At 71.9% G+C, this 25,251-nt stretch carries 21 protein-coding genes and 1 other RNA gene; 13 read left to right on the forward strand and 9 right to left on the reverse strand.

Translation table 11 applies throughout. The features are described from left to right. Positions 1 to 53 precede the first annotated feature (53 nt). Positions 54 to 1,892, forward strand: a complete 1,839-nt coding sequence (locus tag OCS65_RS13120) for an AMP-dependent synthetase/ligase (RefSeq protein WP_231772736.1) — start codon at positions 54 to 56, stop codon at positions 1,890 to 1,892. A gap of 33 nt (positions 1,893 to 1,925) precedes the next feature. Here OCS65_RS13120 and OCS65_RS13125 read toward each other — a convergent pair whose 3' ends face one another. The 4 genes from OCS65_RS13125 to OCS65_RS13140 are packed head-to-tail and all read right to left on the reverse strand — an operon-like array spanning position 1,926 to position 4,335. Further along, positions 1,926 to 2,285 (reverse strand): DUF5655 domain-containing protein, encoded by a 360-nt coding sequence (locus tag OCS65_RS13125; RefSeq protein ID WP_006947692.1) that lies wholly within the window; start codon positions 2,283 to 2,285, stop codon positions 1,926 to 1,928. A 23-nt stretch (positions 2,286 to 2,308) separates the two neighbouring features. Further along, on the reverse strand, positions 2,309 to 3,148 hold the full coding sequence (locus OCS65_RS13130) for an SURF1 family cytochrome oxidase biogenesis protein (RefSeq protein ID WP_006947694.1): 840 nt from the start codon (positions 3,146 to 3,148) through the stop codon (positions 2,309 to 2,311). Between the two features lie 28 nt (positions 3,149 to 3,176). Next, positions 3,177 to 3,644, reverse strand: coding sequence for a low molecular weight protein-tyrosine-phosphatase (locus tag OCS65_RS13135; RefSeq protein ID WP_256997111.1), 468 nt, complete (start codon positions 3,642 to 3,644; stop codon positions 3,177 to 3,179). Further along, a complete protein-coding gene (locus OCS65_RS13140; protein ID WP_231772737.1) occupies positions 3,634 to 4,335 on the reverse strand; it encodes an HAD hydrolase-like protein in 702 nt (233 codons plus the stop codon). The genes OCS65_RS13135 and OCS65_RS13140 overlap by 11 nt, the downstream gene beginning before the upstream one ends. A 79-nt stretch (positions 4,336 to 4,414) precedes the next feature. On the opposite strand from OCS65_RS13140, the gene OCS65_RS13145 reads away from it, so the two are divergent. The 3 genes from OCS65_RS13145 to OCS65_RS13155 all read left to right on the forward strand — a co-directional run bounded on the left by OCS65_RS13145 (position 4,415) and on the right by OCS65_RS13155 (position 7,473). Next, the gene (locus OCS65_RS13145; protein ID WP_231772738.1) at positions 4,415 to 5,548 is read left to right on the forward strand and encodes a Nif3-like dinuclear metal center hexameric protein; all 1,134 of its coding nucleotides are present in this window, start codon (positions 4,415 to 4,417) and stop codon (positions 5,546 to 5,548) included. Between the two features lie 87 nt (positions 5,549 to 5,635). Continuing rightward, on the forward strand, positions 5,636 to 6,373 hold the full coding sequence (locus OCS65_RS13150) for a zinc ribbon domain-containing protein (protein ID WP_043800857.1): 738 nt from the start codon (positions 5,636 to 5,638) through the stop codon (positions 6,371 to 6,373). Beyond that, positions 6,370 to 7,473 carry a bifunctional RNase H/acid phosphatase gene (locus OCS65_RS13155; protein ID WP_231772739.1) on the forward strand — a complete coding sequence of 368 codons (1,104 nt, stop codon included), beginning with the start codon at positions 6,370 to 6,372 and terminating at the stop codon, positions 7,471 to 7,473. The genes OCS65_RS13150 and OCS65_RS13155 overlap by 4 nt, the downstream gene beginning before the upstream one ends. Positions 7,474 to 7,549: 76 nt before the next feature. Here OCS65_RS13155 and OCS65_RS13160 read toward each other — a convergent pair whose 3' ends face one another. Further along, positions 7,550 to 8,074, reverse strand: coding sequence for a DUF1697 domain-containing protein (locus OCS65_RS13160; protein WP_043800854.1), 525 nt, complete (start codon positions 8,072 to 8,074; stop codon positions 7,550 to 7,552). 56 nt (positions 8,075 to 8,130) lie between these two features. Between OCS65_RS13160 and rnpB the strand changes: the two genes are divergently transcribed. The 4 genes from rnpB (at position 8,131) to OCS65_RS13180 (ending at position 10,985) form a co-directional block, all read left to right on the forward strand. Next, positions 8,131 to 8,544: RNase P RNA component class A (gene rnpB / locus OCS65_RS13165), an RNA gene on the forward strand. A gap of 211 nt (positions 8,545 to 8,755) precedes the next feature. Further along, on the forward strand, positions 8,756 to 8,935 hold the full coding sequence (locus OCS65_RS13170) for a hypothetical protein (RefSeq protein WP_006947711.1): 180 nt from the start codon (positions 8,756 to 8,758) through the stop codon (positions 8,933 to 8,935). Between the two features lie 16 nt (positions 8,936 to 8,951). Further along, positions 8,952 to 10,361 (forward strand): RNB domain-containing ribonuclease, encoded by a 1,410-nt coding sequence (locus OCS65_RS13175; RefSeq protein WP_263510324.1) that lies wholly within the window; start codon positions 8,952 to 8,954, stop codon positions 10,359 to 10,361. A gap of 63 nt (positions 10,362 to 10,424) precedes the next feature. Then, positions 10,425 to 10,985 (forward strand): CHAP domain-containing protein, encoded by a 561-nt coding sequence (locus tag OCS65_RS13180; RefSeq protein WP_420833249.1) that lies wholly within the window; start codon positions 10,425 to 10,427, stop codon positions 10,983 to 10,985. Positions 10,986 to 10,988: 3 nt separating this feature from the next. Here OCS65_RS13180 and pip read toward each other — a convergent pair whose 3' ends face one another. From pip to panB, 3 genes are all read right to left on the reverse strand, one after another. Beyond that, positions 10,989 to 11,948 (reverse strand): prolyl aminopeptidase, encoded by a 960-nt coding sequence (gene pip, locus OCS65_RS13185; protein WP_006947714.1) that lies wholly within the window; start codon positions 11,946 to 11,948, stop codon positions 10,989 to 10,991. Continuing rightward, a complete protein-coding gene (locus OCS65_RS13190) occupies positions 11,948 to 12,388 on the reverse strand; it encodes a hypothetical protein (RefSeq protein WP_006947721.1) in 441 nt (146 codons plus the stop codon). Before OCS65_RS13190 ends, pip begins: the two co-directional genes overlap by 1 nt. Positions 12,389 to 12,481: 93 nt before the next feature. Further along, positions 12,482 to 13,330, reverse strand: a complete 849-nt coding sequence (panB, locus tag OCS65_RS13195) for a 3-methyl-2-oxobutanoate hydroxymethyltransferase (RefSeq protein WP_006947723.1) — start codon at positions 13,328 to 13,330, stop codon at positions 12,482 to 12,484. Between the two features lie 191 nt (positions 13,331 to 13,521). On the opposite strand from panB, the gene OCS65_RS13200 reads away from it, so the two are divergent. The 4 genes from OCS65_RS13200 (at position 13,522) to thiM (ending at position 20,507) form a co-directional block, all read left to right on the forward strand. Then, positions 13,522 to 15,066: an alpha/beta hydrolase gene (locus OCS65_RS13200; protein ID WP_168579759.1), complete on the forward strand. Its 1,545-nt coding sequence runs from the start codon at positions 13,522 to 13,524 to the stop codon at positions 15,064 to 15,066. 84 nt (positions 15,067 to 15,150) lie between these two features. After that, positions 15,151 to 16,488 (forward strand): glutamine synthetase family protein, encoded by a 1,338-nt coding sequence (locus OCS65_RS13205; RefSeq protein WP_029544266.1) that lies wholly within the window; start codon positions 15,151 to 15,153, stop codon positions 16,486 to 16,488. A 120-nt stretch (positions 16,489 to 16,608) separates the two neighbouring features. Beyond that, the gene (locus tag OCS65_RS13210) at positions 16,609 to 19,620 is read left to right on the forward strand and encodes a bifunctional [glutamine synthetase] adenylyltransferase/[glutamine synthetase]-adenylyl-L-tyrosine phosphorylase (protein ID WP_263510325.1); all 3,012 of its coding nucleotides are present in this window, start codon (positions 16,609 to 16,611) and stop codon (positions 19,618 to 19,620) included. 38 nt (positions 19,621 to 19,658) lie between these two features. Beyond that, the gene (gene thiM, locus OCS65_RS13215; protein WP_006947730.1) at positions 19,659 to 20,507 is read left to right on the forward strand and encodes a hydroxyethylthiazole kinase; all 849 of its coding nucleotides are present in this window, start codon (positions 19,659 to 19,661) and stop codon (positions 20,505 to 20,507) included. A 223-nt stretch (positions 20,508 to 20,730) separates the two neighbouring features. Here the strand turns inward: thiM and OCS65_RS13220 are convergent, their stop codons facing one another. Beyond that, a complete protein-coding gene (locus OCS65_RS13220) occupies positions 20,731 to 21,051 on the reverse strand; it encodes a PASTA domain-containing protein (RefSeq protein WP_006947731.1) in 321 nt (106 codons plus the stop codon). A 691-nt stretch (positions 21,052 to 21,742) separates the two neighbouring features. On the opposite strand from OCS65_RS13220, the gene OCS65_RS13225 reads away from it, so the two are divergent. Next, positions 21,743 to 25,204, forward strand: coding sequence for an indolepyruvate ferredoxin oxidoreductase family protein (locus OCS65_RS13225; RefSeq protein ID WP_006947740.1), 3,462 nt, complete (start codon positions 21,743 to 21,745; stop codon positions 25,202 to 25,204). Positions 25,205 to 25,251 lie beyond the last annotated feature (47 nt).

The raw sequence follows: 25,251 nt of genomic DNA on the forward strand, positions 1-25,251 counted from the left end.
CTCGTTTGCGCAACCGCCCACGTCGGAGACCGGGACAGTCCTACACTCGGCGCATGGCTGCGCTGCGGGTGGCGGACGAACCGGTGGACTCTTCGAAGCTCGACAACCGGGCGCCGTCGGTGGCCCGGCTGTTCGTCGACCGGGTTGCGGCGACTCCCGAGGCCGAGGCCTTCCGGTATCCGAAGGGTGACGGCTGGGAGAGCGTGACCTGGAGGCAGGTGGGCGAGCGGGTCGACACGCTCGCCGCGGGCCTGATCGCCCTGGGGGTCCAGCCTCAGGATCCGGTCGCGGTCGCGTCGTCGACCCGGTACGAATGGGTGCTCGCCGACTTCGCGGTGATGTGCGCCGGTGCCGCGACCACCACGATCTACCCCACGACCAACGCCCCCGACGTCGCCTTCATCGTCGCCAATTCGGGCAGCGGCGTCGTGATCGCGGAGGACCGGACCCAGGTCGACAAGCTCGTCGCCCACCGCGCCGACCTGCCGAAGGTGCGGACCGTGGTGGTCATCGACGGGGAGGGCGACGGGGACTGGGTCATCAGCCTCGCCGACCTGGAGGACAGGGGCCGGAAACTGCTTGCCGAGTCGCCCCGCGTCGTCGCCGACCGGGTCGACGCGATCCGGCCCGAACAGTTGGCCAGCATCATGTACACCTCCGGCACCACCGGGAAGCCGAAGGGCGTGCTGCTGCCGCACTCGGGGTGGACGTACACGGCTGCGGCCGTCGACGCGGTGAACATCCTGGGACCCGACGATCTGAACTTCCTCTGGCTGCCGCTGTCGCACGCCTTCGGCAAGGTCATGCTGGCGCTGCCCCTGCAGATCGGTTTCACCACCGTGATCGACGGCCGCGTCGAGAAGATCGTCGAGAACCTCGCCGTCGTGCATCCCACCTTCATGGGCGCGGCGCCGCGCATCTTCGAGAAGGCACACGCCCGCATCGAGGCGATGATCGCCGAGGAGGGCGGGGCGAAGAAGAAGATCTTCGACTGGGCCCTCGGCGTCGGACTGCGTGTCTCGCAGGCCCGGCAGGAGGACCGCGCACCCTCTCGCCTCGACCGGCTCCGGTATCGGCTCGCCGACCGTCTCGTGTTCTCCACCATCAAGGAGCGTTTCGGCGGTCGCCTGCGGTTCTTCGTCTCGGCGGCGGCCCCGCTCGACCGTGCCGTGGCGCAGTGGTTCGACGCGGCCGGCATCATCATCCTCGAGGGGTACGGCCTGACCGAGACGTCCGCCGCGTCGTTCATCAACCGCCCGTACGCGTACCGGCTCGGCACCGTCGGCTGGCCCTTCCCGGGCACGGAGGTGCGGATCGCCGGCGACGGGGAGGTAATGCTGCGCGGGCCGGGCGTCATGGACGGCTATCACGAGCGGCCCGATGCCACCGCAGAGGCCCTCGAACCCGACGGCTGGTTCCACACCGGCGACATCGGGGAACTCGACGCCGACGGGTTCCTGCGGATCACGGACCGCAAGAAGGATCTGTTCAAGACCAGCCAGGGCAAGTACGTCGCGCCGTCCGCGATCTCCGCCACCTTCAAGGGCATCTGCCCCTATGCCAGCGAGATCGTCGTGTACGGCGAGAGCCGGCCCTACTGCGTCGCCCTCGTCGGTCTCGATGCCGAGGCGATCACGGAGTGGGCGGACAAGAACGGCATGGCCGGCAGGGAGTTCGGTGAGATCGCCCGGGACGAGCGGACCCGCGAGCTGATCGCCGGCTGCATCGACCGGCTCAACGACCGGCTCAACCGCTGGGAGCAGATCAAGAAGTTCACGGTCCTCGACCGGGAGCTGTCCATCGAGGCGGGGGATCTGACGCCCAGCATGAAGCTGCGCCGCAAGCTGGTGGTCGACAATTTCGCCGACCGGATCGAGCAGCTCTACGTCTGACGCCCGTCGCGGCTCACCGCCCTGCGGAACCTGCTATCGGGTGCTTGCGCCGACCGTGGCGTACGCCTCCGCCAGCAACGCGACGACGCCGTCGTCGAGCTGATCCGGGGTGGCGATGCTCAACCGGTGGGTCGTCACCTTTCCGGTGGTCGGAAAGGCCTCCCGCAGCTGCGGGTGATGGACCCGCCGCGGCAGGTCGATCGCGATCTCGAGCCGCGACGAATAGACGAATGCCGCCGCGAACACGCGACCGCGCCCCCACCGCACCTCGGCGGTGCGGACCTGCTCCTCGACGTCGTCGCCGAGGCCCAGCACGAGCGTGCGGAGCCGGCAGAACATGTCGACGGCGGCGGCATCCTTGTCGGCCAGGTAGTCGTCGATCGTCGCGTGCATCGCGGGCTCCTCGCCTGGGTGGCTCAACGGGACCGGCCGTAACGGTCGGCGAGCTTGTCTTCGGTGCTGCGCTCCACCGGAGCGGGCACCGGTTCGGCCTCGGGGGCGGCGGCCGGCGCCGGGTCCTTCCGCTTGCGGCGCTCGCGCAGCTCCGCCCATACGAAGTACCCCAGGCCCAGCGGCGCCATGATCCCGAACGCCACCCACTGCAGCCCGTACGACAGGTAGGGGCCGGCGTCGAGCTGCGGCAACGGGATCGTGCCCAGCCCCCCGGCCTGGTTCTCGGACAGCTGCAGGTATCCGCCCGTCAGCTCCAGGCCGGTGAACGCCGCGATCTGCGCAGGGTCGATCGAGTAGACCTGGGTGTGGCCGGCGTCGCGGAACGGGGTCTTGCCCTCGGCGGTCCCCTCGGACATCCGCAGGCGGGCGTCGACGGTCACCGGACCGGCCGGTGCCGGGGCGAACCCGGGGATCTCGGTGCCCCGCTCCGGGCGCACGTATCCACGGTTCACCAGGACGGTGCGGCCGTCGGCGAGCCGGAACGGCGTGAGCACCTCGTAGGCGGGGGAGGACTCGACGCTGCGCAACCGCACCAGCAGGTCCGAATCCGGGAGGTAGGACCCGGTCGCGACGACGCGCCGCCACTCGTCCTCCGGTGCCGGCGCGGCACCGGTCAGCAGCTCCTCCACCGGCACGGGGTCCGTGGCCAGCGAGGCGGTGATCCGGTCGTTGCGCTCCTCGGTGGTGGTGTTCTTGCCGAGCTGCCACGGCGCGAGCACGGTGAAGCACGCGTAGGCGAAGCCGCCCACCACCAGGGCCAGCACCAGCCAGCTCGGGCGGAGCAGGAACGTCAGTCGTCGCACGTAACCACGGTAACCGGTGACGCGGGCCTCATTGCCGTCGCACCCAGTCGAGCAGGCCCGGGATCGCCGCCTCGATCTGCTGCCGGACCAGTTCGAACTCGTGCCGGTCGCCGTAGTACGGATCCGGTACCGACTCGCCCTCGGCGTCCGGGTCGAAGCTGCGCAGCAGCACCCGGCGCTCGGCGGGCACCCCGAGCTGCGCGAGCACCCGGTCGTGGCCGGCGTCCAGTGCGACCACCAGATCGGCGGCGAGCTGCTCGTCGGTCACGCGCCGGGCGCAGTGCCCGGTCGGGTAGCCGTGCCGCCGCAACAGGTCCGTGGTGCGTGGATCCGCGTCCTCGCCGGCGTGCCAGTCGCCGGTGCCGGCGCTGGTGACCCGCACGCGCTCGGCGAGACCGGCCCGGCGGAGGTGCTCGGCGAAGATCTTCTCGGCCATCGGCGACCGGCAGATGTTGCCGGTGCACACGAACGTCACGTGCAGGCGCTCAGCGGTCACCGGTCAGCATCCTCGTCAGTTCGTCGACGCTCGCCGTGGACCGGTGGGCGACGGCCGCCTCGTCGTCGGCGCCGTACCCCCACTCGACGAACACCGTCGGAATACCCCACCGCGCCGCGCCCGTCACGTCGTGCTCGCGGTCGCCGACCATGACCACGCCCGCGGTGCCGCCGTCCTCCGCGGCGACCGGGTCCACCCCGAGCGAGGCCAGACTGTGCGCGATCACGTCCGACTTCGCCCGCCGGCTCCCGTCGTCGCTCGCGCCGCCGATGAACTCGAAGTGGGCGGCCAGCCCGAAGTGCTCGAGGATGCGGACGGCGAAGCCCTGGTTCTTCGACGTCGCGACGGCGAGCTGGCTCCCGGCGTCGCGCACCCGCTCGAGCATCGCCGCCACCCCGTCGAACACGGAGTTCTCCGCCCAGCCGCGCGCGTCGTAGCGCTCGACGTACGCGGTCAGCGCCCGATCCACCTGCTGTTCGTCGAGACCGAGCCCGCGCAGTGTGTCGATCATCGGCGGACCGAGGACCCGCTGTGGCTCGTCGTGCGCCGGTTCCGGAACGCCCACCGTGGCGAGCGCATGCCGGAACCCGTCGAGCACGCCCGCCGCCGAGTCCGTGAGGGTGCCGTCGAGGTCGAACAGCACGACGGGCGCGGGCAGCAGCAGTGGATGCAGGTCGGCGAGAGTCGTCACGTCCCCATTGTCCCGGCTCCCGGCGAAGCCCGCCGCGTAGGGTCTCGGGCAGCACCCGGGAGACGACGAAGGAGGAGCGGTGACGGCGGTGGCGCTGCGCGAGGTGATCGACGTGCTCGAGACGGCCTATCCGCCGTCGCTGGCCGAGTCGTGGGACTCCGTCGGGCTGGTCGCCGGTGATCCCTCCGAGCCCGTGAGCAGGGTCCTGCTCGCGGTCGACGCGACCGCCGCCGTCGTCGACGAAGCCCTGGCCTGGGGTGCGCAGTTGCTCCTCGTGCACCACCCGCTGCTGCTGCGCGGCGTCGACACCGTCGGCGCGCACACCCCGAAGGGCGCCCTGATCCACCGGCTCATCCGAGGCGGCTGCGCGCTGTTCACCGCCCACACCAACGCCGACCGTGCCGACCCGGGCGTGTCCGATGCGCTGGCACAGGCGCTCGGCCTGACCGGCCTGCGGCCGATCGAACCCAAGCCCGAACCGGCGGTCGACAAGTGGGTGGTCCTCGTGCCCGCCGACTCGGCCGAGACGGTGCGCGCCGCCCTGTTCGACGCCGGTGCGGGCCGGCTCGGGAACTACCGCGAGTGCTCCTGGACCACCTCCGGGACCGGACAGTTCCGTCCCGAGGCCGGGGCGGATCCGGCGGTCGGCACCGTCGGCGAACTCGAACGCCTGGCCGAGGACCGCATCGAGGTCGTGGCCCCGCGATCGGTGCGCGGCCGGGTGCTTGCTGCCCTGCGCGCGGCGCACCCGTACGAGGAACCCGCGTTCGACGTGCTCGAACTCGCCGATCTGCCCGGCTCCCGAGGTCTCGGCCGGGTCGGAGAACTCCCGGCGCCGCAGACGCTGCGCGAGTTCACCGAGCGGGTCGCGGCCGCACTGCCGGCCACCGAGTGGGGGGTGCGCGGTGCCGGCGACCCCGACCGGATGATCGGCACCGTTGCGGTGTGCGGCGGCTCCGGCGACTCCTTCCTCGGCACCGTCGGCCGGCTCGGCGTCGATGCCTACGTCACCGCGGACCTGCGGCACCATCCCGCCGACGAGCACCTGCGCGCCGGCGGCCCCGCGCTTGTCGACGTCGCGCACTGGGCCAGCGAGTACCCGTGGTGCGCCCAGGCGAAGGGTGTGCTCGACGACGTGTTCGCCGACCGCGACGGCTGGTCGACCCGCGTCAGCGCGCTGCGCACCGATCCCTGGACCACCGCAGCCCGGTAGGTCCGGGTTCCCCGTGACCGGCCGCGCGGTACGGTAGGCAGCTACCACCCGCCCTTGATCTCGTCGCCGAAAGCAGGAACCCGCCGAGTGAACGTCGAACCCGCCGTGCAGTCCAAGCTCCTGGCCCTCGCCGCTGTGGACACCGAGGTGACCCGCCTGGCGCACCGGCGCCGCACCCTGCCCGAACAGCAGGAGGTCGAGCGGCTCGAGGCGGAACGCACCGCGCGCCGGGACGCCGCCGTCGCTGTCGAGATCATCCTCGACGACCTCGACCGCGACATTCGCAAGCTCGAGGGGGAGGTCGAGGCGGTCCGCCAGCGGGAGGATCGCGACCGCAAGCTCCTCGCCGCCGGCGGAGTGGGCGCCAAGCAGCTGTCCGAACTCCAGCACGAGCTGACCAGCCTCGAACGCCGGCAGGCCCTGCTCGAGGACGAGCTGCTCGAGGTCATGGAACGCCGGGAGGCATCCAAGGCCGATCACGACCACGCCGGCGCGCGGTTGTCGAGCGTCGACGAGGAACTCGCCGACGCGGTCCGCCTGCGCGACGAGGCGCTCGCCGACATCGAGGTCGCCGAGCAGCGGTGCCTGAGCGACCGCGCGGCACTCGTGGAGGCTTTCCCGGCCGAGCTGGTCGACCAGTACGAGGCGCAGCGGACGAAGACGGGCATCGGCGCGGCCCTGCTGCAGGCGCGCCGGTGCGGCGCATGCCGCCTCGAGCTCGACCGCGGCGAGATCGCTCGCATCGCCGCCGCCGCCCCCGAGGTCCTCGTACGTTGCCCCGAGTGCAACGCGATCCTGGTGCGTACCAAGGAATCCGGGATTTGAGCCGGGTAGTTGTCGAGGCCGACGGCGGCTCGCGCGGCAACCCGGGCCCCGCCGGCTACGGTGCGGTGGTCTTCGGCGCCGACCATGAGGCGGTGCTGGCCGAGCGCAGCGCGAGCATCGGCCGCGCCACCAACAACGTGGCCGAATACCAGGGCCTGATCGCCGGATTGACCGCCGCCGCCGAACTCGGGGCCGACGAGGTCGACGTCCGGATGGATTCCAAGCTCGTCGTCGAGCAGATGTCGGGCCGATGGAAGATCAAGCACCCGGACATGATTCCGCTCGCCGCCCGCGCCCGCGAGCTGGCCCGGGGATTCTCGCGGGTCGAGTTCACCTGGGTGCCACGCGCGGAGAACGCCTACGCCGACCGGCTCGCCAACGAGGCGATGGACGCCGCCGCGTCGGTTGCTTCGGGTTCCGAATCCGCTTCTCCCACACCGGAATCGGCGGCCCCACCGGTGAAGTCGCCCGGCTGGACCGGCGCTGTCGGCACGCCCACCCGGATGCTGCTGCTGCGGCACGGGCAGACCCCGCTGTCGGTGGAGCGCCGCTACTCCGGCCGCGGCAACCCGCCGCTGACGGAACTGGGCCGTGTGCAGGCCCGCGCGGCCGCGCGTCGCATCGGCGAGCGCGGCAACGTCGCCGCGGTGGTGTCGTCGCCGCTCGGGCGGGCCCGGGAGACCGCCGATGCCGCGGCGTCGGCGCTCGGTCTGCCCGTGACGGTGCACGAGGGCCTCATCGAGACCGACTTCGGCAAGTGGGAGGGGCTGACCTTCCTCGAGGCGGCGCAGCGCGATCCCGATCTGCACCGGCGCTGGCTCGGGGACACGTCGGTGCGCCCGCCGGGTGGGGAGAGCTTCGACGAGGTCCGCGGCCGTCTCGCCACCGTCCGCGACGATCTGGTCGCGGAGTACGGCGGGGCGAACGTGCTCGTCGTCTCCCACGTCACGCCGATCAAGACACTGCTGCAGATGGCGCTCGACGCGGGGCCGTCGCTGCTGTACCGCCTGCACCTGGACCTCGCGTCGCTGAGCATCGCCGAGTTCTATCCCGACGGCGGCGCGGCCGTGCGGCTGGTCAACGACACGTCGCACCTGTAGGCGCCGTCGGCGCCGGTGTGTCTTTCGGGCTGCGCCCACCGCCCGAAGGACACACCGCCGGCAGCGTCCCGGCCGCTCACACCTGGAGTTTTCGGAGCGTGCGCAGGTTCCGCGTCGTGGTCACCGCCTTGTAGCGCGGTTTGCCGGTGTTCCGGCCGAAGGCGCTCTTGACCGTCTGCCCGCGCTCGACGTCCCAGTAGAGGACGCCGTTGCCCCGGGTGACGCGTTCGACCGCCGGGTCGAGACCCTCCGCCGTCGCCGCCAGTTCGTCCAGAACCGCGGGATCGGCGACGAACACCGCGTACGCGTGCCGGCCGTCACGCTCCTCGAACGGGTAGGCGTCGACGATCGCCGCGACGGCCGCCTGATCGTGGACGAACACGAACGCCTCGTACCCGAATCGATCACGCAGGGCCGCCTCGATCCGGGCCTTCGCTTCGGCGGTGTCGGCGGTGTCGGCATCGAACACCACGTTGCCCGAAGCGAGCACGGTGCGGACGTTGCCGAAACCGAGCCCGGCGAACACGTCCTTCAGATCCGCCATCGCGATGGTGATGCCACCGACGTTGATTCCCCGCAGCAGGGCCACATATCTCGCCATGGCGGTACCGTAGTTCGCATTCGAGACAGGTGAGGCAGTACCCTGATCGACGCGGACGAGTTGGCCGGGCGACCGCGGCTCAGGGAACCGGCACCGTGGCGGTGCCAGGCCCTGGATCGAGGAAAGTCCGGACTCCACAGAGCAGGGCGGTTGCTAACGGCAACCCGAGGTGACTCGCGGGACAGTGCCACAGAGAACAGACCGCCCACCCCTCGGGGTGGGTAAGGGTGAAACGGTGCGGTAAGAGCGCACCAGCGCCCCGGGTGACCGGGGCGGCTCGGTAAACCCCGCCCGGAGCAAGGTTGAAGGCCGCACCGACTCGTTCGGTGCGGCTGCGCAGGTGTCCGAGGGCTGCTCGCCCGAGCCTGCGGGTGAACCGCTCGAGGTACCCGGCGACGGTGTGCCCAGATGGATGGTCGCCACCCCGCCTCGGCGGGGTACAGGATCCGGCTTACAGGCCGGCTCGTCCGCCCACCCGGCTCAGATCGGGGCGACGACCAGCAGGTGCGCCCAGTAGGAGGCGGCCTCGTGCCCCAGGTAGGGGAGCAGGAAGTCGTAGAGCAGGTACGACATGCGGTGCCTTTCGAGTCGTCGAGCGGGGACCAGGGGCCGACGGTACCAGCCGCGCCGCGCGTGCGGGTTACCCCGAAACTCGGCGTCGGTTGGGGCAGACTGGGAGTCATGAGCGACGAGGGCTGGTACTACGACGTCCACACCGGAAAGGTCAGCCAGGGAAAGGACCCCAGTGCGCTGAACCGCATGGGGCCGTATCCGGACCGCGCCACCGCCGAACGGGCACTCGAGATCGCGGCCGAGCGCAACAAGGCCGCGGACGAGGCCGACGAGGAGTGGAACCGCTGAGCGGTTCCCCAGCACGGTGACGAACACCCGCATCGTCGTCGCGCCCGCGATCGACTTCGGTGCCGTCCGCGCCGAGTTCGCGCTCGACGACAGTTATCCCCTGCCCGCCGTCGCCGAGGCCGAGGCCGCGGTCGACCGCTGGTCCGCCGCGCGGGTGGACCGCACGGATCTGCCCCTGGTGACCATCGATCCGCCGGGCTCGATGGATCTCGACCAGGCGCTGCACCTCGAGCGCACCGTCGACGGCTTCGTCCTGCACTACGCGATCGCCGACGTCGCGGCCGTCGTCGCACCCGACGGCGCGCTCGACCGCGAGAGCCGGCGCCGCGGACAGACCTACTATCTGCCCGACGGGTCGGTCCCGCTGCACCCCCGGCCGTTGTCCGAGGATTCGGCCAGCCTCCTCCCCGGCCGCGTGCGTCCGGCGGCGCTGTGGCGCATCGTTCTCGACGACGCCGCCGAGCCCGTGGACGTGAGCGTGCGGCGCGCACTGGTCCGGTCCGTCGCCCGGTTCGACTACGCCGGAGTGCAGGCCGGCGTCGACGCCGGGGTCGTGCACCCGTCGATCGCGGCACTATCCGAGTTCGGCCGGCTCCGCGAGGCCGCGGCCCGCGCACGCGGCGCGATCGAACTGCGCCTGCCCGAGCAGGACGTGGTCGCCGACGGGAACGGCTGGCGGCTGACCACCCAGCCGCGCACCGAGGTCGACGACTGGAACTCCCACGTGTCGCTGCTGACCGGGATGTGTGCGGCGCGACTGATGCTCGACGCGCGGATCGGGCTGCTGCGGACCCTGCCACCGGCCGCTCCCGAGGCCGTGGCGCAACTGCGGCGCACCGCCTCCGCCCTGGGAGTGCCGTGGCCGGACCAGGTGCCGGTGGGTACCTTCCTGGCCGGCCTCGACGTGAACCTGCCCGGCACCCTGGTGCTGATGAGCGAGGCCCCGGCGCTGCTGCGCGGCGCGTCGTACGTGGCGTTCGACGGTGCGATTCCGGAGCAGCCGGGACACGGGGCGATCGGTGCGCCGTACGCACACGTCACCGCGCCGCTGCGGCGGCTGGCCGACCGGTTCGTGACGGAGGTGTGCCTGGCGCTCTGCGCGGGCACCGACGTGCCGGACCCGGTGCGCGCCGTGCTCCCGGAGCTTCCCGAGACGATGTCCGGCTCCGACGCGCTCGCCGGGAAGGTGACCCGCGCGTGCATCGAACTCACCGAGGCGACGGTCCTCGCCCCGCACGTGTGGGAGTCGTTCGAGGCGACGGTCCTGCGTGCGGCGAACGGCCGCCGGGACGCCGAGGTGTTCGTGCCCGACGCCACCGTGATCGCCCCGTGCGCCGGCGAGCCGAAGGAGGGCAGCCGGATCCGGATCCGGCTGACGCACGCCGACCCGCAGGCCCGGAAGGTGCGGTTTGCGTACCCGGCGTGACGTCGCTGCCGGGCGGGAGCGGCGGCCGTGAACGCGACCCGACCGCCGCGCCGGCCGCGGGGCCTGCTCGTCGGCCTCGCCGTCCTCACGACGGTGCTTGTGTTCCTGGCGGTGCTGGTGTTCCGCGTGGCACCGAGCCGGTATCTGCCCTGGGACACCGCCGACTTCCCGGACGTGGACACGTCGGCGTTGACGCTCCCGCAGGCGCGGATCGTGGAGTTGCTCGAGGACGAACACCGGACGCAGCGGCCCGGGACGTTCTACTCCGAGGGCGCCGAGGAGCCCTGGTGCGCGAACTTCGTCAGCTGGATCATGCGGGAAGCGGATCGGCCGCTGGCCAATCCGCATTCCGGGCACTGGCGGATCCCCGGCGTGTACACCCTGCAGGAGTACTACGAGTCGGTCGGACGATTCGAACCGGCCGGCGACGGGTACCGGCCGGCGGTGGGCGACGTGGTGCTGTACGAGAACGAGCTGTGGGTCGGCCAGCACACCAACATCGTCGTCGCGGTCGACGGCGACACCGCGACGACGGTCGGCGGCAACGAACTCGGCCGCATCCGCGTCCACACCGTCGACGTCACGTCCGACTCGGCGGTCGTCGGGTTCGGCCGCCTCGGGTGAGGATCAGCGGAAGCGGTCGGTCGCCTCGAGCAGGTGATGGGTGATGCCGGGCTCGTTCGCGGCGTGCCCGGCGTCGTCGACGACGACGAGTTCCGAGCCGGACCACGCCTTGTGCAGTTCCCACGCGCTCGTCGCGGGGCAGACCACGTCGTAGCGACCCTGCACGATCACGCCGGGGATGGTGCGCAGCCGTCCGGCGTCGCGCAGCAGCTGCCCCTCCTCGAGGAAGCCACGGTTGCGGAAGTAGTGGTTCTCGATGCGCGCGAACGCCAGAGCGAAACGCGGTTCCGACGTCTCCACGATCCGTTCCGGGGTGGGCAGCAGGGCGCTGGTCGCCCCCTCCCACGTCGACCACGCCACGGCGGCCCGCAGCGCGACGTCGGGGTCGGGCGAATGCAGCAGCCGGTGGTACGTGTCGACGGGATGCTCACCGTCCGGCGCCCCGGCCAGCGGCTCCAGGAAACGCTCCCACAGCTCGGGGAACAGTTGTCCGGCGCCACCGTTGTAATACCAGTCGATCTCGCTGCTGCGCAGCAGGAAGATGCCGCGCAGCACCAGCTCGGTGACCCGGTGCGGGTGGCGCTGCGCATAGGCCAGGGCCAGCGTCGACCCCCACGAGCCGCCGAACACCTGCCAGCGGCCGATCCCCAGACGTCGCCGCAGGGTCTCGATGTCGGTGAGCAGATACTCGGTGGTGTTGGCGGACAGATCCGCGCCCTCGGCGACGTGCGGCACCGACCGACCGCAGCCGCGCTGATCGAACAGCACGATCCGGTACGCCTCCGGATCGAAGAACTGCCGGTGGGCGGGCATGGTGCCGCCGCCCGGACCGCCGTGCAGGAACACCACCGGCTTGCCGGCGGGATTCCCGCTGACCTCCCAGTAGATGCGCTGGCCGTCGCCGACGTCGAGCAGGCCCTGCTCGTACGGCTCGATCGGCGGGTACGGCCGCCGCAACGGCATCAGAAGCCGACCAGCGCGGAGGCGAGGGTCGGGATCTGCAGGGCCTCGAGCGCCTGGCTGCGCACCTCCGGACACTGGGCCGAGGCGATCGTGTCGACACGGTCACGGTCCTGGGCGAGCGCCAGCATGTCGATCCCGTTGCGGGCCGCCCACTCGCCGACCAGCAGGTTCAAGCCGGGCTTGCTCATGGACGGGGTGTAGGTCCGCCAGCTCTGCAGCTGGGCCTCCATCTGCGAGCACAGCTCGGCGGCCTGGGCCTCGGTGACCCCACCGGGCAGCGCGCTCGGCTCGGCCGCCGCGCCTGTGCCGGTCGTCGGCTGCGTCGACGCGGTGGTCGAGCCGGTGGGGGCGGGCTGACCGCCGGACGCGCACCCGCCCAGGGCGGCGATCGTCGCACCGGCGACGGCAACGGCGAGCAGTGTGCGACGGGGACGAATCATGTGGGGTGCACCTCGCGGGTCGGTAAGGCCCGGGCCTACGGGTGAGCGGAACCTCCGGCCGGACCGGCCGCAGGTTCCCCTCGTCCTGCCGGATCAGAAGGAATGCTCGGGACCGGGGAACGTCCCGGCCGCCACCTCTGCAGCATATTCGGCCGCGGCGCGGCGCAGCTCGTCGCCCACGCTGCCGAACTTCTTGACGAACTTCGCGGTCTTGCCGCTGGTGTAGCCGGCCATGTCCTGCCACACGAGGACCTGGGCGTCACACTCGTTGCCGGCACCGATCCCGACCGTGGGGATGGTCAGCTTGCGGGTGACCTGGCCGGCGATGTCGGCGGGCACCATCTCCATGACCACGGAGAAGGCGCCGGCCTCCTGCACGGCGATGGCGTCGGCGATGAGCTGTTCGGCGCCGTCGCCGCGGCCCTGCACGCGGAATCCGCCGAGGCTGTTGACCGACTGCGGGGTGAACCCGACGTGGGCCTGGACGGGGATGCCGGCGGCGGCGATCGCGGCGATCTGCGCGGCGACCCGCTCGCCGCCCTCGAGCTTGACGGCGTGGGCGCCGCCCTCCTTCATGAAGCGGATGGCGGTGGCGAGAGCCTGCTCGGGCGACGCCTCGTAGGTGCCGAACGGCAGGTCGGCGATCACCAGGGCGTGCGGCGCGCCGCGCACCACGCCGCGCACCAGCGGGAGCATTTCGTCGACCGTGACCGGCACGGTGGTGTCGTAGCCGTAGACGACGTTGGCGGCGGAGTCGCCCACGAGCAGCACCGGGATGCCGGCCTCCTCGAAGATGCGGGCGCTCGAGTAGTCGTACGCCGTCAGTTCGGCCCAGCGACGGCCCTCGGCCTTCATGGCCTGCAGGTGATGGACCCGCGTCTTGCGCCGAGGGGCGGCGGACGGGGCGGAGCCGCCGTAGAGGGCAGCGGTGGATTCGGACATCAGAGGTCCCTTTCTGCCTCGAGGCCCGTGCGGGTCCCCGGGTTGGGTGATGACGGTCTCAGTCTGCCACCGGCTCCATTCGGGCAGTAGCGGCGCCGGCGGTGCGATTGGTCACATCCGCCGGATGCGGCGGCGGGCCGGACCCGAACCGGCCGCGTCGGCGCGGATGCTGCCCGTGGCACCATCGCTGGGTGTCGTCCCCTTCTCTCCGCGTCCCGGCGCGCGCCGTCGCGCTGACCGCCGCGGTGCTGCTCGCCGCCGGCTGCAGCACCACGACCGAGACCGCGCCGCCGCGGACGTCGCCGATCGGCGCCCCGGCCGGCCTCGAGCAGTTCTACGCGCAGCAGGTGCAGTGGGGGTCCTGCCGGGACTACGGCCCCGACGCCGAGCAACTGCCCCGCGGCGTGCAGTGCGCGCGGATCACGGTGCCGCTGGACTACGACGACCCGAACGGGGAGACGATCACGGTGGCGATCTCCCGCTCGCCCGCGTCCGGGCAGCGGATCGGCTCGCTGCTCGTCAATCCCGGCGGGCCGGGTGCGGCCGGGATCGGGCTCGCCACCGTTGCCGACGGCACCGAGTTGACCGACCGGTTCGACATGATCGGATTCGATCCCCGCGGCGTCGGGGCCTCCGAGCCCGCAGTGCGCTGCCGCACCGACGCCGAGGCGGACGCCGACCGCGCGTCCGACGACGGCGACATGAGCCCCGAGGGCATCGCGCGGACGGAACAGCGGCACCGCGACTATGCCGACGCCTGCGCGCAGCGCGCCGAGACCGGCCTGCTCGCCCACGTGGGCACCCGCGAGGTCGTGCGCGACATCGACGTGCTCCGCTCCGTCCTCGGCGACGAGAAACTGAACTACCTCGGGTTCTCGTACGGCACCCGGATCGGCACGCTCTATGCGGAGACCTTCCCCGACCGGGTGCGGACGATGGTGCTCGACGGTGCGCTCGACCCCGAGCAGGACCCCCTCGACGAGGTCCTGCTGCAGGCGGCCGGATTCCAGACGGCGTTCGACGCGTTTGCGGCGGACTGCGCCCGCCACGACGACTGTGCCCTCGGCACCGACCCGGCCGCGGCGGTGGGCCGGTTCCGGGCCCTGGTGGACCCGCTGATCGCGGCGCCCGCGGAGACCACGGATCCGCGCGGCCTGAGCCACCGGGACGCGATCACGGGGGTGCAGCAGGGTCTGTACTCGCCGCGGCTGTGGGGCTCGCTGCGGGCGGGGCTCGCGGCGCTGACCGAGGGCCGGGGCGACACGTTGCTGCTGCTCGCCGACCTGTACGAGGGACGCGGCGACGACGGCACCTACACCAACTCCACCGACGCCTTCAACGCGATCCGGTGCGTGGACGACCCGCCGGTGACGGACGCGGCCGTCGCGGCCGAGGCCGACCGGCTGTACCGGCAGGCCGCGCCGTTCCTCGACGACGGCCGCGCGAGCGGCGCCGCGCCGCGGGATCTGTGCGCCTTCTGGCCGGTGCCGCACACCGGTGAGCCGCACACCCCGGACGTGCCGGGCCTGCCGACCGTGCTCGTCGTCTCCACCACCGAGGATCCCGCAACGCCGTACCAGGCGGGGGTGGACCTCGCGCGGCAACTCGGCGGCGCACTCGTCACCTTCACGGGTACCCAGCACACCGTCGTGCTCGACGGCGAGGCCTGCGTCGACGACCCGGTGATCAGGTATTTCGTGACCGGGCAGGCGCCGGCGGCGGACCCGCGGTGCTGACGGCGCGACGATGTGAGCGACACGCCGGGGCCACAACCCGCGGATGTAACACGGATTTAACGCACTGTGCCTAGTCTCGGCCGTATGGATCGCCAGAAGGAGTTCGTGCTCCGCACCCTCGAAGAGCGCGACATTCGGTTCGTGCGCTTGTGGTTCACCGACGTGGTCGGAACGCTCAAGTCCGTGGCGATCGCCCCGGCCGAACTCGAAGGAGCCTTCGAGGAGGGCATCGGGTTCGACGGCTCGGCCATCGAGGGATTCTCCCGCATCTCCGAGGCCGACATGGTCGCCCGGCCGGACGCCTCGACCTTCCAGGTGCTGCCGTGGGCCGACAGCAAGGGTCAGCAGTACTCGGCCCGCATGTTCTGCGACATCACGATGCCCGACGGCACCCCCAGCTGGGCCGATCCGCGGCACGTGCTGCGCCGCCAGCTCAACAAGGCATCCGACCTCGGCTTCAGCTGCTATGTGCACCCCGAGATCGAGTTCTTCCTCGTCGAGAACGGTGAACCGGGCGCGCCGCCCGTGCCGGCCGACGACGGCGGCTACTTCGACCAGTCGGTGCACCGCTCGGCCCCGAACTTCCGCCGCCACGCCATCGACGCGCTCGAGTCGATGGGCATCTCCGTCGAGTTCAGCCACCACGAGACCGCGCCCGGTCAGCAGGAGATCGACCTGCGCTACGCCGACGCGCTGTCCATGGCCGACAACGTGATGACCTTCCGCTACGTGGTCAAGGAGATCGCGATGTCGGAGGGCGTGCGCGCGACGTTCATGCCCAAGCCGTTCCGCGAGCACGCGGGGTCGGCCATGCACACCCACATGAGCCTGTTCGAGGGGGAGAACAACGCCTTCCACGATCCCGACGATCCGCTGCAGCTCTCGGCCACCGGCAAGGCCTTCATCGCCGGGGTGCTCGAGCACGCCAACGAGATCAGTGCCGTGACCAACCAGTGGGTCAACTCCTACAAGCGCATCGTGCACGGCGGCGAGGCGCCCACCGCGGCCTGCTGGGGCCCGTCCAACCGCTCCGCTCTGGTGCGGGTGCCGATGTACACGCCGAGCAAGGCGTCCTCGCGCCGGGTGGAGATCCGCACGCCCGACTCGGCCTGCAACCCGTACCTGACGTTCGCGGTGCTCCTCGCCGCCGGCCTGCGCGGCATCGAGAAGGGCTACGAGCTCGCCCCCGAGGCCGAGGACGACGTGTGGGCGCTGACCTCCGCGGAGCGGCGCGCCATGGGGTACCGGGAGCTGCCGACCGACCTCGACATCGCCCTGCGCGAGATGGAGAAGTCGGAACTGGTGGCCGAGGCGCTCGGCGAGCACGTGTTCAACTTCTTCCTCCGCAACAAGTGGACGGAGTGGGAGAACTACCGCAGCCAGGTCACCCCGTACGAACTGGATCAGTACCTGGGCTTGTAACCCCTGCCGGCCGCGGCCGCACGAGGGCGTCGCCGCGGACCGGACGGTCGACGACGACGAAGAGGTGAGGTCCGTGCCCACTCGGGCGGTAGTGTCCCGCGCCGGAGCGACGGTGGCGGCATGGTGAGACCGCCGACGGCGCGTTCGGCGATACCGAGCGCCGGTCGGCTCGGCCTCCTCGCCCCGACCGCACCCGACGAACTCCGGCAGCTCGGCTGGACCGACACCGACAGCACCGAACTGCTGTGGGCCCTCTCCCGCGCACCCGACGCGGACCTCGCCCTGCGCACCCTTGCCCGGCTGCACGACGCGCTCGGCGACGGCTGGGCCGAACTCGACGCGGCGCTGCGCACCGACAAGGGGCTGCGCGGCCGGTTGTTCGGCCTGTTCGGCGGGTCGTCCGCCCTGGGCGACCACATCGTGGCCCACCCGGATCGGTGGCGTGGCCTCGCCGGGACGCTGCAGCTGCCCGACCGGCGGACCCTCACCGATCGGATGCTCGGCTACGTCGAGGCCGAACCCGAGGCCGGGACGGGAGACAACCGTCTGATCTACCGGGCGACGATCACCGGTCCGGCGGCCGTGGCTGCGCTGCGCACCGGCTATCGCGACCAGCTGGCGCTGCTCGCGGCCGCCGATCTCGCGGCCGTCGTCGAGAACGAACCGGTCCTGCCGTACCTCGAGGTGGGGCAGCGGCTCGCGGACCTCGCCGACGCGGCCCTGACGGCGGCCCTGGCGGTGGCCGTCGCCAGCGTCGTCCCGGACGGTCCCTGCCCCGTCGACCTGGCCGTCATCGCGATGGGCAAGTGCGGGGCCCGCGAGCTCAACTACGTCAGCGACGTCGACGTCGTGTTCGTCGCCGAGCCGGCCGACGCCCGCGCCGGCCGCATCGCCGGGGAGATGATGCGGATCGGCACCTCGGCGTTCTTCGAGGTCGATGCCGCGCTGCGTCCCGAGGGCAAGCGCGGCGCACTGGTCCGCACCCTGGACTCGCACGTCGCGTACTACCAGCGCTGGGCCAAGACGTGGGAGTTCCAGGCACTGCTCAAGGCCCGGCCCATGACCGGCGACCTCGACCTCGGTCGCCGCTACGTCGAGGCGCTCAGCCCCATGGTGTGGACGGCCTCCGAGCGGGAGGCGTTCGTGCCCGAGGTGCAGGCGATGCGCCGGCGCGTCGAGGAACTCGTGCCCGCCGAGCTGCGCGAGCGGGAACTCAAGCTGGGCCGGGGCAGCCTGCGCGACGTGGAGTTCGCGGTGCAGTTGCTGCAGCTGGTGCACGGCCGCGCCGACGAGGCGCTGCGCGTACCGAACACCGTGCAGGCGCTGTCCGCCCTCGCCGACGGGGGCTATGTCGGGCGCGACGACGCCGCGAACCTGCGGGCCTCCTACGAGTTCCTGCGGCTGCTCGAGCACCGCCTGCAGCTGCAGCGGCTCAAACGCACCCACACGCTGCCGCCCCCGGAGGACCGGGAGGCGATGCGCTGGCTCGCCCGCGCCGCGCACATGCGCCCCGACGGACGGCACGACGCGCTCGGGGTGCTCGAGTCGGAGATCAAGCGCAACTCGGCGCGGGTGCGCAAGCTGCACGCGAAGCTGTTCTACCGGCCTCTGCTCGAGTCGGTGGCCCGGGTGGACAAGGAGGCGCTGCGGCTGTCGCCCGACGCCGCGGTCCGGCAGCTCGCCGCGCTCGGCTACAGCGCACCGGAGAACGCGCTCGGCCACCTGACGGCACTGTCCGGCGGTGCCTCCCGCAAGGCCCGCATCCAGGCGCTGCTGCTGCCGCAACTGCTCGAGGCGCTGGGGGAGACGAGCGACCCCGACGCCGGGCTGCTCGCCTACCGCCGCCTGTCCGAGGCGCTCGTCGACCGGGTGTGGTTCCTGCGGACGCTGCGCGACGAGCCGTCCGTCGCGGACCGGCTCATGACCGTGCTCGGGTCCTCCGCCTACGTGTCCAACCTGTTGTTGCGGGCCCCGGACGTCATCCGGCTCTACGCCGACGGCGCCGGCGGGCCCCGGCTCCTCGAACCGCGGCCCGACGAGGTCGCCAAGGCCATCGTCACCTCCTCGGCCCGCTACGACGCCCCCGACAAGGCGATCAACGCGGCCCGGTCGCTGCGCCGGGCCGAACTCGCCCGCGTCGCGAGCGCCGACATCCTCGGGATGCTGGACGTACCGCAGGTGTGCCGCGCACTGTCCGCGGTGTGGGCGGCGGTGCTCGAGGCTGCCCTGGCCGCGGTGATCAAGGCGTCCGAGCAGGAGGACGGGCCGGCGCCGGCGCGGCTCGCGGTGATCGGCATGGGGCGTCTGGGCGGTGGCGAACTGGGCTACGGGTCCGACGCCGACGTGCTGTTCGTCTGCGAGCCGAACCCCGGGGCGGACGAAACCGCCGCGGTGAAGTGGGCGAACCAGGTCGCCGAGCGGGTGCGCACCCTGCTCGGCGCGCCGAGCACGGATCCGCCGCTCGAGGTCGACACCGGCCTGCGCCCCGAGGGGCGCAGCGGACCCATGGTGCGCACCCTCGCGTCCTATCAGGCGTACTACGCCCAGTGGGCGCAGAACTGGGAGGTGCAGGCGCTGCTGCGGGCCGACGCCGTCGCCGGCGACGCGGAGCTCGGACTGCAGTTCCTGCACATGATCGACGCCACCCGGTACCCGGCCGGCGGCGTGTCGGACGACGCGGTGCGCGAGATCCGGCGGATCAAGGCCCGGGTCGACTCGGAGCGGTTGCCGCGCGGTGCCGACCCCGCCACCCACACCAAGCTGGGCCGCGGTGGCCTGGCCGACATCGAGTGGACCGTGCAGCTGCTGCAGCTGCAGCACGCGCACCACATCGAGTCGCTGCACAACACCTCGACGCTCGAGACGCTCGATGCGATCGGCGCCGCAGAACTGCTCAGCAGCGCGGACGTCGCACTGCTGCGCGACGCGTGGCTCACCGCCACCCGCGCCCGCAACGCGCTCGTGCTGGTGCGCGGCAAGCGAACCGACCAGCTGCCGGGCCCGGGCAAGCTGCTGTCGGCGGTCGCCCAGGTCGCCGGCTGGTCGGGTGGTGACGCCTCCGAGTTCCTCGACCACTATCTGCGGGTCACTCGACGTGCCCGGGGGGTCGTGGAGCGGGTGTTCGGGACGTGAGGCCCCGACCTCCCGTGGAACCAGCTCAGGACTTCATCGTGACCACTGCCCCGATTCCCCCGACCGTCGACGATCTCGCCGCCGCCCTCGACGCTCTCCGCGCCCGGGTGCCGCTGGTGCAGTCGCTCACCAACGTCGTCTCCGCCAACTTCCTGACCAACGTCCTGCTCGCCGCCGGCGCGAGCAACGCCCACATCGACAACGTCCACGAGGCCGCCGGATTCGCCCGCATCGCCGGGGGCGTGCTGATCAACCTCGGCACCCCCGACGACGGGACGGCGGCGGCGTTCACCCTGGCCGCCGAGGCCGCCCGCGACGCGGGCACCCCGTGGGTGCTCGATCCCGTCGGCGTGGGGGGCCTCCCGTGGCGCACCGGCCTGGCCGCGGATCTGCTCCCGTTCCGTCCGACGGCGATCCGCGGCAACGCCTCCGAGGTCATCGCGCTGGCCGGTCTGGGTGGCGACACCCGCGGCGTCGACAGCTCCGACGACCCCGCCGCCGCGGTGCCGGCCGCGCTGGCGCTGCTGGCCCACGCCGACGCGGTGTCCGCCTCCGGTCCCGTGGACCACCTCGTCGGCCGCGACGCCGCCGGTGCGACGACCGGCCTGCGCATCGGTGGCGGCAGTGCTCTGCTCCCGCGCGTGACCTCCACCGGCTGCGCGCTCGGTGCCCTCGCTGCGGCATACCTCGCCGTCGCCCCCACGGCGCTGATCGGACTCGCCGCCGCGCACGCCCACGTCGCGGTGGCCGCGGAGATCGCCGACGGGAACGCCACGGGCCCGGGCTCCTTCGCCGTCGCGTTCCTCGACGCCCTGTACTCGGTGAACGCGGACGTCCTCCGGCTCCGTGCCCGCGTCGAGCCGTTGGACATCCCGGCGCAGGCGTGAGGGCCGATCGCCCCCGGACGTCGGGTGCCACCAGGGGGTGATTCCCCTGCGGGACTGGATAATTCGGGCAAGGCGCTCGATGCGTGCCCGGTGAGGGTGCGGGAGAACGCGTTCGGCGAGGCGATTCCGCCGGATCGGTTGGGCGCATGCGGCACCGCCGTGCATCCCCCCCGGGTCGCGAGGGGCGCACGGTGGTGCGCGATGCGGTTCGCGAAGCGAGAGGTCAGCGGCAGACTACGACGAGGCCGACGCCCAACCACACCTGCCGTTCGACACGATCGAACTCGTCGTCGTCGTGGTCATACACGTAGTCGACTTCGGTGCGATAGCCGCGATCCCGTTGTTCGGTGACGCGGCACTCGCCGGACAGATTGCCGGCGCGGTTGGTGATCCGGTACGGGATGCCTTCCGCGTCCAGGAGGGCGATCGCCTGTTGTTCGCTGAGGCCGACGACATCGGGCGCGGGTTGCGCTGCGGCGATGCCGGATCCGAGAAGGAGGGTGGCGGCGGCCGCGCACAGGGCGGCCGGGAGGGTGGTGCGCATGACAACGTCCTTTCGGGAACGATGTCGCGATGGAGTGAATCCGGTGGGGGACACCCGTTTCGCCCGGGCATGCCGGTGAGCGGGGTCCGTCAGATGTGGTCTATCGGCGCGGTCGGGAGGACGGGACCGGGCGGCGGCGCGCGGCCCCGCGGCACGGACGACGGTCCGGCCGTGGACGACAGTGCCCCGGCATGGCGGGGTACGCAAGCTTTCATCGGCAGTTCCCCAGGCGCTCCGGCCCGGAACCGGCCGGCGCCACTTCAGGGTACTCCCGGCTCCTGACAAATCCGGCAGAACTGGCAGCCTCGGCGGAACGGCTTCGGTGGCCGTGCCCTCGGCATCGGTGCCCCCGGGCATCGGTGTCCCCGGCATCGGTGTCCACGGCCCCGATCTGCCCATCGAACGGAACCGCGCACGAAGCCGGTGTCGGACCCCGGAGCGAGGGCGGACGGGCCGGTCCGCTACGGCGCATCGAGCCGGCCGGGTCCGCGTCGCCGGTGGTGCGACACCCGCCCGCTGATCACGGTGACCATTTGTCGAGTGTGTCGCGGGTCACATTTGAACATTATGATTCGCTGAAAACTTGTGTGTTGACGAAATCAATCAGCTATGTCGATCATTGCTGCACCAGTTGATGTGACTTGAGCGACGCTGCACAACACATGTCGCAGCAAAGGAACGGTGGTGTGCGATGACCGAGACCGCGGTCCGCGAAATCGAGCGTCTTCCCTACGACCTGGACGACCGGTACCGCTCCGGCTCGGGCACGGTGCTGCTCACCGGCGTCCAGGCGATCGCCCGGCAGCTCGTCGAGCAGCACGTGCGCGACATCCGCGACGGACGTCGCGTGGCCACGTTCGTCTCCGGGTACCCCGGCAGCCCCCTCGGCGGCCTCGACAAGCTGCTGCACGGCATGCCGAAGGTTCTCGCCGAGCACGACATCACCTTCGTGCCCGGCTTCAACGAGGAACTCGCCGCGACGTCCGTGTGGGGGAGTCAGGGCCGGCTCGGGGCGGGCACGCCCACCCACGATGCTGTCGTCGGTGTCTGGTACGGCAAGGGCCCCGGTCTGGACCGGGCCACCGACGCGCTGCGGCACGCCAACATGTACGGCGTCGACCCGAACGGCGGCGTGCTGCTGATGGTCGGCGACGACCCGGCATCGAAGTCGTCGACCGTGCCCGCGGTGAGCGAACGGTCCCTCGCGGCCCTCGGCATCCCGGTGCTCTTCCCCCGCAACGCCGCCGAGATCGTCTCGATGGGCCTGCACGGGGTCGCGCTGTCGCGCGCCTCGGGCTGCCTCGTCGCGCTCAAGATCGTCGCGGACGTCGCCGACGGCGCGTGGTCCGTCGACGGCTCGGTCGCGGACCTGCGCATCACGGTTCCCGAGATCGATTGGGAGGGAAAGCCGTTCGTCTACCGTCAGCGTCCGATGGCTGCGCCGAGCGACAGCGTGATCGCCGAGGCCGACCTGTACGGGCCGCGCTGGGCGATGGTCCACGCCTACGGGAAGGCCAACGGGCTGGACGTCGTGGAGGTCGACCCCCCGCACGCCCGGATCGGGCTGGCCGCCACCGGCACCACGTTCGACGCGCTGCGGCAGGCGCTGCTCGACCTCGGGGTGACCGACGCCGACCTGCATCGCGCCGGGATCCGGCTGCTGCGCATCGGCATGCCGTACCCGATCGGCCCCGACCTGGTCCGCGAATTCGCTTCCGGCCTCGACCAACTCGTCGTCGTCGAGGACAAGACCGCGTTCGTCGAAACCCAGATCCGCGAGATCCTCTACGGCACCGACGCCCCGCCGCGCATCGTCGGCAAGAAGGACGCCGACGGCCGCCCGCTGATGCCCGTCGACGGCGAACTGACCGCCGGCCGGATCCGCGGGCCGCTGCGCCGGGTACTGCGCGGCCACGTGGACCTCGGACCCGCGCCGCTCCCGTCGCTGCCCCTGGAGGTGCTGTCGGCCAAGCGCACCCCGTACTTCTGCAGCGGCTGCCCGCACAACCGCTCCACCGCCCTGCCGGAGGGCTCGATCGGCGGCGGCGGCATCGGCTGCCACGCGCTCGTCACGATGTCCGGCCGCGCCGACAGCGCCGTCACCGGGCTGACCCAGATGGGCGGCGAGGGCGCGCAGTGGATCGGTCAGGCACCGTTCACCGACATCCCGCACATGTTCCAGAACCTCGGCGACGGAACGTATTTCCATTCCGGCCAGCTCGCCGTGCAGGCGTGCGTCGCGGCCGGGGTGAACATCACCTTCAAGCTGCTCTACAACGACGTCGTCGCGATGACCGGGGCGCAAAACGCCGAGGGCGCGTTGACGATTCCCGCGCTCACCCACAAGCTCACCACCGAGGGGGTGCGGCGGATCATCGTCTGCTCCGACGAACCGAAGCGGCACCGCAAGCGCTCCCTCGCCCGCGGCGTGACGGTCTGGCACCGCGACCGGCTCGACGAGGCGCAGCGGCTGCTGCGCGAGGTCCCGGGCGTCACCGTGCTCATCTACGACCAGCACTGCGCGGCCGATGCGCGGCGGCAGCGCAAGCGCGGCACCCTGCCCGCCCGCACCACGCGCGTGGTGATCAACGAGGCGGTGTGCGAGGGCTGCGGCGACTGCGGCGTCAAGAGCAACTGCCTGTCGGTGCAGCCGGTCGACACCGAGTTCGGGTCCAAGACCCGCATCGACCAGACGTCGTGCAACACCGACTACTCCTGCCTCGACGGGGAGTGCCCGTCGTTCGTGACGGTCGAGGTCGCGCCCGGACGCACGCCGCAGCGCCGCACCGTCCCGGTGCCCCCGGCCGTGCCCGACCCCGATCCCGGCTCCGCGGTGGGCACCCGCAACATCTTCCTCGCCGGCATCGGTGGCACCGGCATCGTCACCGTCAACCAGGTGCTCGCGACCGCCGCGCTGCGCGCCGGCTTCGACGTCGAATCCCTGGACCAGATCGGTATGAGCCAGAAGGCCGGCCCGGTGGTCTCGCACCTACGGTTCGCCGCCGACGGTCTCGAACCCGGCAACCGGGTGACCACCGGCGGGGCGTCGTGCCTGCTGGCGCTGGACCTGCTCACCGCGGCGGATGCGAAGAACCTCGCCTACGCCGATCCTGCCACGACCGTTGCGGTGGCCTCGACGAGCCGCACCCCCACCGGGGACATGGTGTACGACAGGTCGATCCGCCACCCCGACGAACAGGAGCTGCTGTCCCGGCTGGACGCGGCGACCCGCCGGTCGGCCTCGTTCGACGCTCTCGCCGCCGCACAGGCACTGTTCGGCGACACCGCCGCCGCGAACTTCCTGATCGTCGGCGCCGCCCATCAACTCGGCGGCCTGCAGATCCCCGCCGAGTCCGTCGAGGAGGCGATCGAGATCAACGGTGTCGCGGTGGCGGCGAACATCGCGGCGTTCCGGTGGGGCCGCGTGGCGATCGCCGACCCCGGCGCGTTCGCGGCCGCAACCGAACCGGCCCGCCCGCAGCCGAAGGTCACCGTCGCCCCGGACGCCCTGTTCGCGGACACCACCCTCGACGGCGAGGTGCTGCGGCTCGTGCGGGTGCGTGCCGCCGCGCTCATCGACTTCCAGGGCGAACGCCTCGCCGCCCGCTACATCGACCGGGTGCAGTCCGTGTGGGCGGCCGAACGCCGTGTCACCGACCGCACCGACCTCAGCGAGGCCGTCGCGCGCGGGCTGTTCAAGTTCACCGCCTACAAGGACGAGTACGAGGTCGCGCGACTGCTCGTCGACCCCACATTCCTCGACGAGGTACGCGCTCAGGTGCCCGGCGGTGAGCAGCTGACCTACCGGCTGCACCCGCCGGTCCTGCGGGCGCTCGGCCGCACCAAGAAGATCGGGTTCGGACCGAAGTCGCACGCGGCGCTGCGGATCCTGGCCAAGGGCAGGCGCCTGCGCGGCACCCGCCTCGATCCGTTCGGTTACGCGCACGTCCGGAAGGTCGAGCGCGCCCTGCTCGCGCACTACACCGCCACGGTCGATCGCCTCGCCGCCGACCTCGATGCCGATACCTACGACCGCGCGGTGCAGGTCGCGGCTTTGCCGGACACGGTCCGCGGCTACGAGGACGTCAAGCTGCGCTCCGTCGAGCAGTACCGCGCGCGGCTCGCCGAGCTCGGCGTCGAGATCGACTTCTGAGCCGCCACCGATTCTCGACATCCCGAATACATTCTTCCGGAAAGGAA

The sequence above is a fragment of the Rhodococcus aetherivorans genome (assembly GCF_025722975.1).
Classification (GTDB): domain Bacteria; phylum Actinomycetota; class Actinomycetes; order Mycobacteriales; family Mycobacteriaceae; genus Rhodococcus; species Rhodococcus aetherivorans.